We start from the raw sequence: 6,066 nt of genomic DNA, 5'->3' as shown, positions 1-6,066 counted from the left end.
TCGGTGCCCACCGGTCGGGCCAGGAACACGTCGTCGTTGAAGTACAGGTAGTGCTCCGACAGCGTATTGGCACTCCTACACCTACGACACCACCGGTAACCGTATCCAGGAGATCCACCACCACACCGACGGTGGAGAGACCGTCCGTGACTACACCACCCCCGAAGAGGGGGAGGGCCCCGCCCACGCCGTCACCCGTGTGGACCAGCAGGGCATCGGCGGGGCCACCGAGCACGTCTACGACTACGACGCCGCGGGCAACATGGTCCGCCGCACCACGGGTGAGCACGACCAGACCCTGGAGTGGGGTCCGGAGGGCGAACTCGTCCAGGTCACCGACGGTGTGGACAAGACCGAGTACGTCTATGACGCCGACGGTGAGCGCCTGCTGCGCCGCGCCAACGGCGCCACCACCCTGTACCTGCCGGGGACCGAGATCACCTGGGACCCGGCCGCCGGAACCAAGGAAGGCACTCGCTACTACACTCACGCGGGTGAGACCGTCGCGATCCGCGAGAACGACAACACCCTGCACTGGGTGTTCTCCGACCACCACGGCACGGGTCAACTGACCGTGAACGCGATGACCAGCGAGATCGTCCAGCGGCGGATGACGGTCTTCGGCGAGGACCGAGGTGTCGTTGGACAGTGGCCGGGCGAACGGGGATTCGTCGACGGCACCATCGACGCCACCACAGGCCTGACCCAGCTCGGAGCCCGCGCCTATGACGCGGCCTTGGGCAGGTTCATCTCGGTCGACCCCTTGATGGATCTGACGGATGCCCAGCAGATGCACGGGTACGCCTACGCCAACAACAACCCGACGAGCCTCACTGACCCGAGCGGGCTGATGGTGGCTGATAGCCCCGGGGGGAGAACCCCTCGTCCTCATCCGGGAACCCAGTTGCAGCATGACAAGTGGTGGTGGAACTACCAGAACACCAACGCGGGTCGCCCCGCTGTTCTGGAGCAGGGGCGCAATAGGTACCGTCAGGTGACAAGCGTCCCCAACATCGTCTGGAGCGCGCAGACGTCCAATCCCATTCCGACGTATAAGCCTGTGAATTATACTCTGTCCCCGCAAGAACAGGCGCTCCAGAACGCATCAGATCTGGGATCCCGTGTGTCCGGTGCTGTAGGGAATTGGTTTGAAGAGCGATACATGGTCGATTGTTCGCTCAATTGGTGGAATATTCTGGGCGATGCGTCTTTGGTCATGAGCTTCATTCCTGGGCTTCAGTGGGTAGGGTTTGGCCTAGGTTTGGGTGTGGGTGTTGCTAAGCTTTTCAGTCCCGGTCAGAGTCGGAGAGATGGGGCTTGGGATATCGCAGGGGCTCTGCCTTTCGGTATTGGCAGGGGTGCGAGGTTTGTTGCTAGGAGTTCGATTAGCAGCAAGATCTCTGACTTTGTTTCCTACAGGGATAGCAAAAGGAAGCCTAATAGTCAGGCTGTAAGGAACAGGTTTGAGTCCCTCAGGGGGGATATAGCCACGGTCACGTACAAGCATGATGTCGTCCAAGAGACTGTTTCGATGATCGGATCTGCGCATGATTTTGTGACCGCATCCAGGGCAGTCGAGGATCCGGGATGGAGTTGGGGGTAGGGTCCGCCCTATGTTCCTGATGGGGAAGTGTGTAGATGGAATATAAGTCTCAGGTTTCATTTTTTTCTGATTATGGAACTCGGCGCCTGAGTGAAATCCTTTGGGTGAAAGTTTTCCCGCAGCTCAGAGGGTTGGGGGCGCTCCTGGGGAAGATGCGGAGGGATGCCCGATTCAAGGGCGTCAACATTCGGGATGCGAAAGAGCTCTTCTTCTTGGATATGGTCCTGACCCTGCTTTATGTTCTTCCCCTCATCCTAGTTGCTGAGATTCTTTATCAGACTGCGCCGGATGCTTTCTTTCTGGGGGGAGACAGGGAGTCTTATTTCTTGCTCGCCTTCTTTTTTGGCGCTCCTGCCATGGGCGTTACTTTTGTCATGGTTTTTGAATCGGCCAGAGCTTTTTTTCTTGGTTTGATTCGAGGTGGCGAGGGAAATATGTTCTCTCTTGGGGGGAGGCCTTACCTGATTCTGCATACTATTTTCACGGCCTTTGTTCTCTGTGGTTTTGTGGTCGCTCTTTCTGGGTTTCTTGGGTCTGATTCCTGAGTGCTGATCCTTCTTGTTTTACCTGGGGTTTAACTTCGATTCGTCAAGGGGCTGATCGCGTCTTCTGATCCGGCAGCTTGCCCCGGTTTGTCCATCCGGTTGGCGCAGGGGCCTTCGCATGCGCTGCGGGGGCGTCGGGTTCCACAGACCCGAGGAGTGATGCGGTGCTCTCCTTTCGGGTGTTGTCGGGGTGGTGGCCGGCCGTCAGGAGAGGGCCGGAAGCCGGGTGGCCCGCTGCCAGGCCGTGGTGAAGGCTTTGGCCCAAGGCCAGATGCGGTCCAGGTGCAGGGTGCGCGTGCGGGCGTGGCTGGTGAGCCGGGCGGGCAGGTGGTACAGCTTCATGCGGATCGTCTCCGGCTCCGCGGCGCCGAGTTCGGGCTCGTCGTGCAGGAGAAGGAGGCGCATCCATACGTCGAGGTCGGCCGCGATCGTGGCGGCCAGGATCCAGGCTGCGTTGAGCTGCCAGGACTTCGAGGGCAGCAGCCCCAGGCCGATCCGCTTGATCGCTTTGACACGGTCCTCGACCTCGGCGTGATCACGGTAGAGGGCGTCGACGAACCACACCTGCCCGGAGCCGGGCACCCCGGAAAGTCCCTGGTGGGCAGGGATATTCGTAGCGATGATCTGGTAGCGCCAGCCGGTGCGCTTCTCGAAGGCGGTCAGCTTCTTCACATCCCGGCGCGAGGGTTTGACCCGGCGCACGATCAGCTGCATCCCCTTCGGCCAGCCGGTCAGGTCGCGGACTCCGGTCAGCTCGGCGACCTGGTAGGACAGCCACTCGCCGTCCGATCCCTTGATCTCGTGGACCTCGCCGTCCTGCCGCAGCGCGGCCGTCCACACTTCCTCGGGTAGCAGCGCGATGGCCTGCTCGTCCGGGGCGTTGATGGCCCAGCCGGTCACCCAGCGCACCCGGCGTCGGCTGGTGGTCAGGGTCTGGAGGTGGTCCAGGACGTCGTGGCTGAAGGCCGCGCCGTCGATCCGGATCAGCAGCTTCGACCACGGCGGCAGCGGGAGCTGCCGCAGCGCGGCGGCCAGAACGCTCTTGTGGTCGGCGACGTCGTTGGGCGGGGCGTTGCCGGGCCGCAGCAGCATGGCGACGCACTCGCGGGTGTTGGCCACCCATGCCCCCAGCGGCATATGGCCGAAGTTGCCCTTGAAGGTGCCCGCCGCGCCTTCCTTGCGGCTGGTGCAGGTGACGATGGTCGCGTCGAGGTCGAGGACGTACCAGCCGGTCAGCTCACGGCCGCACACCGTGATCCAGGGGAAGCCGCCGGGGCGCAGGGTGAGCAGTGTCCAGACCACGCGGCGTATCACGGCGCGGGCCGCGCTCGACGCGGGCGGCGACCGGGCCGTCGATCGCGGCCAGGGCACGGCGCAGGGTGCTGTCCGAGGCTGGCCGCCCGAACACCGGCCGCCAGTGGTACTGGAGTCGCTCGGCCTCCAGGGCGTTCGTCGCGCCGAGCACGATCGCGCAGGCCAGCTGGACCAGCACCAGGCCCCGATCGCGCCAGCCCGGTCCGGTGCCTTTGGGCAGCGCCGCGCTCAGCGCGGCGGCCAGGCCGACACGGTCGGCGATCTTGCGCAGCAGCACCACACCCGCGTGACCGAGCAGGTTCTTGCCGTCGGCCCGTACGGCAAGCCGGTGGTCCCATTCGGTAGTCTGCACCTGTTGGGTGCCTCTTCTTCGCGACGGTTTTGATCTAGACAGTCCAGATCATCGCAGGTGGGGGCACCTTTCTTGCTGCCTGGGTGTCAGGTCATGGCCGCAGCTGAACACATGAGGTTAAGCTTGACTCTGTCGGTCATCTTGAGATTTGGTGCACCCAGTGAGGTGATCTCAACGAGTTTGGAGACCGGGAGGAAAGCCGCGAACGACAGAAAAGTGACGTCGGGGTGTGAACCGTTGTTCCCCTGACACGAGCGTGGAGCCCCAGGTAAAAGGCGAGGTGACGAAACCGTGCCGGACCTGAAAGGCTCCACGTGGTTCCCTATACTGCCACCCTCGACGTGCCCAAGGACCAGGGCGGTTTCAAAGTTGATCTTCTGGCCGCGGCTCCGCCCAGCAGGGCATGCCCCGTGATCGATGCACCGCGGACCCAGAACAGCGCATGAAGGCGGGCGCGGCCCCATGACCTGTGATGATGGGAGTTCTCTACGCTTCCGTCACCACGTGCCGAGGTACCGCGCCCGTGTCCCCAGTCTCCCCTACCCTGGCCCTGCTCGACCACCCCGCAGCAGCACACAAAGCCCTGCACGGCCAGGTCGATGCCCTGCTCCGAGCGTTCGCCGGTGTGCCCGATTCCCGCCGACCCTGCGGTGTGCGCTTTCGCCTGCCGACCGTGCTGGGCCTGGCACTGCTGGCCGTGACCTGCGGAGCGGTCGGCTTCGACGAGATCGCCGAGGTCGCCGCCGACCTGACTCCCGAACTGCGAGCCGGGTTCGGGCTGGTGCGCTCCGCCCCGTCGGCGGCGACGTTCCGTCGGGTCATCAACGCCACCGATCCGCTCGCTCTGGACGAAGCGGGGGCGGTGGCCTCGGTCGGCACCACCGGCGATTCCTATGACAACGCCTTGGCCGAGGCATTCCACTCGTTGTTCAAGGCCGAGCTGATCCGCAACCGCGGGCCGTGGAAGAGTCTGGACGAGGTCGAGATCGCGGTGGCCGAGTACGTGGACTGGTTCAACCACCGCCGCCTGCACGGCGAGATGGGCCTGGTCCCGCCGGCGGAGTTCGAGGACGACTTCTACGGGCAGCGGGCCGGGTCAACCGAAGGCGAAGCGTTGGTTCCGAGCCTCCAATAAACCAGGCACGAAACACTGAGTGTGGAGTGGGCAGGTGATCCTCATCAGATTCTGGCTGCGGTCGACCACGGCCGGGACCTCACCCCAGGAGACCTCGACCTCGTGGTCGAGTGGGACGAGCGGACCCAGTGAGGCGGCGAGCACCGCTCTCCGTTCCTCCGCTTCCCGGATCGGCTGTCAGTGGGGGTCGGTGGAGGTGACCGAGAGGATGCGGTCGGCTCATGCCCGTGCTCCTTCGCGTTCGGTGAGGAATCGGTCCAGCGGTCGAACAAGGTCGCCAGGGCGTGCCCGTGCCGTGACGTCGAACAAGGGAACCGCCTCTCACGTCCACCACCGTCGGCGAGCGACACGGTGACCGGCTTGTCGGCCCCTGCTCGACGCCCGGAGTACGAATCCGCTGGACAACGCCTTGTGGGCCGAATCGCCCCACCCCGGGGATGCGTTCGGCGCGAGAACCTGGCAGGCTTCCACCACGGTGTGACCGGGTGGGAAGCGCAGCCTCGCGGGGCCAACGACACCCACCCGGCGCACGGTCACCGCCTCGCGAGGCGATGGCGAGGCCCTCACCTCCCCGGTCGAGCCGACGAGTGAACGCTCGGAGGCCGTACGGCCGGCGCCACGGGGACCACGCCCCGCCCCACACCCCGCACGACGACGGCCGGAAGGACATGGCGGGCCTGCGCCGCGCCCCTCCGGCCGATCTCCTTCCCTCAGCCCCGGTCGCGAACGGCGATCGCGTCGACCTCGAAGAGCATCCCCGGCAGGGCCAGGGCGGCGACGCCGAGCAGGGACTGCGTGGGCGGCCGGGTGCCCCAGGTCCGCTCGATGCGCGCGGTGAGCACCCCGAGCCGGTCGAGGTCGAGCCCCACGACGTAGGTGCGCAACTGGACGACGTCCCGCGGGCCGACCCCGCCGGCGGCCAGGGCGGTCTCCAGGTTCTCGAAGGAGCGCTCCACCTGCCGGGCGAAGTCGTCGGGGGAGACGACCCCGCCGTCGGCGTCGGAGGCGTACTGGCCGGCGACGAACACGAATCCCTCGGTGCTCGCCAGATGGCTGTAGCCGAACCCGACGGGGTCGTGCAGGGTGGCCGGGTTGATGATGGTGTGGCTCATGGTTC

5 protein-coding genes and 2 pseudogenes are annotated in these 6,066 nt (G+C 65.0%); 4 read left to right on the top strand and 3 right to left on the bottom strand.

Annotated elements, in window-relative coordinates; all coding sequences use genetic code 11:
* Nucleotides 1–199 precede the first annotated feature (199 nt).
* Complete coding sequence (locus tag PWG71_RS27860) at nucleotides 200–1,603, top strand: RHS repeat-associated core domain-containing protein (RefSeq protein WP_274813036.1); 1,404 nt, start codon at nucleotides 200–202, stop codon at nucleotides 1,601–1,603.
* Nucleotides 1,604–1,638: 35 nt separating this feature from the next.
* Nucleotides 1,639–2,148, top strand: coding sequence for a hypothetical protein (locus PWG71_RS27855; protein ID WP_274813035.1), 510 nt, complete (start codon nucleotides 1,639–1,641; stop codon nucleotides 2,146–2,148).
* A 204-nt stretch (nucleotides 2,149–2,352) separates the two neighbouring features.
* Here the strand turns inward: PWG71_RS27855 and PWG71_RS27850 are convergent, their stop codons facing one another.
* Nucleotides 2,353–3,450 carry an IS1380 family transposase gene (locus PWG71_RS27850; RefSeq protein WP_274813034.1) on the bottom strand — a complete coding sequence of 366 codons (1,098 nt, stop codon included), beginning with the start codon at nucleotides 3,448–3,450 and terminating at the stop codon, nucleotides 2,353–2,355.
* A complete protein-coding gene (locus PWG71_RS27845; RefSeq protein WP_274813033.1) occupies nucleotides 3,386–3,814 on the bottom strand; it encodes a hypothetical protein in 429 nt (142 codons plus the stop codon). Before PWG71_RS27845 ends, PWG71_RS27850 begins: the two co-directional genes overlap by 65 nt.
* A 472-nt stretch (nucleotides 3,815–4,286) precedes the next feature.
* Between PWG71_RS27845 and PWG71_RS28900 the strand changes: the two are divergent.
* Both PWG71_RS28900 and PWG71_RS28895 read left to right on the top strand, forming a co-directional pair.
* Nucleotides 4,287–4,658 (top strand): annotated as a pseudogene (locus PWG71_RS28900) (transposase family protein); the annotation flags it as partial.
* Nucleotides 4,659–4,949, top strand: a pseudogene (locus tag PWG71_RS28895) (integrase core domain-containing protein); the annotation flags it as partial.
* A gap of 710 nt (nucleotides 4,950–5,659) precedes the next feature.
* Here PWG71_RS28895 and PWG71_RS27835 read toward each other — a convergent pair.
* A complete protein-coding gene (locus tag PWG71_RS27835) occupies nucleotides 5,660–6,061 on the bottom strand; it encodes a RidA family protein (RefSeq protein ID WP_274813030.1) in 402 nt (133 codons plus the stop codon).
* Nucleotides 6,062–6,066 lie beyond the last annotated feature (5 nt).

Origin of the sequence: Nocardiopsis sp. N85 (genome assembly GCF_028882275.1) — a bacterium.
GTDB classification, from domain to species: Bacteria; Actinomycetota; Actinomycetes; order Streptosporangiales; family Streptosporangiaceae; genus Nocardiopsis; species Nocardiopsis lambiniae.
This window is presented reverse-complemented; position numbering and strand designations above follow the sequence as displayed.